The organism is Cobetia sp. (genome assembly GCF_983723665.1).
Genome location: NZ_CFDJES010000035.1, coordinates 22910 through 24653 on the forward strand (window position 1 = coordinate 22910; position 1744 = coordinate 24653).

At 65.7% G+C, this 1744-nt stretch carries 2 protein-coding genes; one reads left to right on the forward strand and one right to left on the reverse strand.

The window, feature by feature from the left end:
* A partial coding sequence (locus AC4FAH_RS05550) for a M48 family metallopeptidase (protein WP_490245754.1) occupies positions 1 to 788 on the reverse strand: 788 nt, incomplete at its 3' end.
* A 273-nt stretch (positions 789 to 1061) separates the two neighbouring features.
* On the opposite strand from AC4FAH_RS05550, the gene AC4FAH_RS05555 reads away from it, so the two are divergent.
* The coding region (locus AC4FAH_RS05555; RefSeq protein WP_288986336.1) for an ATP-binding protein at positions 1062 to 1744 on the forward strand (683 nt) is incomplete at its 3' end.

Here is a 1744-nt window from a genome sequence, read left to right on the forward strand (position 1 = left end):
CAGTTGGGCTTCTCGCCGGCGGCGCGGGCCTGCTGATAGGTCGGCAGAGCGGTCTCGAGGCGCTCGTTGAGGGCCGCCATGCGCTGTTCATCACTCGGGTGCGTCGACATCCACACCGGCGGTTGCGCGCCACCGGCAGCATTCATGTTGGCCCACAGCTTGATGCTGGCGCGCGGGTCGAAGCCGGCTTCGGCCATCAGGTCCAGCCCCAGCAGGTCGGCTTCGGACTCGTGGGAGCGCGAGAACGGCTTGAGCACGCCATATTCCGCGCCCATGCCCAGCAGGCCCATGAGCTGATCGCCACCGGTGCCCTCGAGGCCGGCCAGTGCCTGGGTCAGTGACAGCCCGGCGGAGGTCAGCGATTGAGTCGAGACACGTTCGTTGGCGTGGCGCGCCAGCACGTGGGCGATCTCGTGGCCGATGACGGTTGCCAGCTGGTCCTGATTCTCGGCGACCTCAAGCAACCCGGTGTTGACGCCGATGTAGCCGCCCGGCAGCGCGAAGGCATTGGCGGACTCATCCTCGAATACCTTGACCTGCCAGCCGCTGATGCCATAGCTAGCGGGCACCTTGGCGGTCACCGCATCCGCCACGCAGCTGACGTAGGCATCCTGACGCCCTTCCACCACCGGCAGCTCCTGCTGGTACTTGCTGAAGCTGGCTTCCCCCATCTTCTCCAGTTCCTGGTCCGAGTAGAGGGTCAGCTGGCTGCGGCCCAGCGGAGAGCTGGCGCAGGCACTCAGGGTGACGGACGCCGCAAGGGCCGCCAGCGGGAGCAGACGACGCAGGGCGCGGGGAGATGAGAGATCGAGCAATCCTGGCATTGGGGCCTCCTGGCTAGATGACGTGACAACCTTCGAGCGCACGGCAGGGCGACGCTGAACGTGCAAGAAACGTGCAGACAGCATAACCGGATAGGCGCAGTGGTGCAGTCAGCGAAATGATACGTTGCTGAGATCACAGCATCGTCAGGCCAGGCGGCCCCGCTGGGCATGAGATACTGGGTTTGATCTGATGGGCCTGCCACGGCTCGGACCCCATGTATCTGACAGGGAATCACCATGTCGCCAGAGTTTGAACGCCGCCTCTCGCACCTGCTGGACCGACTCGAACCGATGCTGCCGCCGACGGCTGTCGAAGTGGACTGGACACGCGATGTCGCCGCCTTGTGGACCCGCCACCCCCTGGGAGGGCGACTGACGCCGATCGCGCCGCGTGACGCCCTGACACTCGAGGATCTGCTCGGCATCGCACGCCAGAAGCGCGAGCTGCTGGCCAACACCCGCGCCTTCCTCGCGGGCAAGCCGGCTAACCACGCGCTGCTGTGGGGCGCCCGTGGCACCGGCAAGTCATCGCTGGTCCGCGCACTGCTCAATACCCTGGGCCGTGAGGGGCTGCGCCTGATCCAGATCGATCGCCACGACCTGCCGGCACTGCCGGCGCTGGTCGCCGAGCTGGCCCAGCAGCCGCATCGCTTCATCGTCTATTGCGATGACCTGTCCTTCGAGGGCAGCGATGACGCCTACAAGGCGCTCAAGAGCGTGCTGGATGGCACCCTGACCGGGCCGCCGGAGAACGTGCTGCTGTACGCCACCTCCAACCGTCGTCATCTGCTGCCGGAGCACATGAGCGACAACCAGGCCACCCACATCGTCGATGGCGAGCTGCATCATGGTGATGCAGTGGAAGAGAAGATCTCGCTGTCGGACCGCTTCGGTCTGTGGCTGGCCTTCCATCCCTTCAA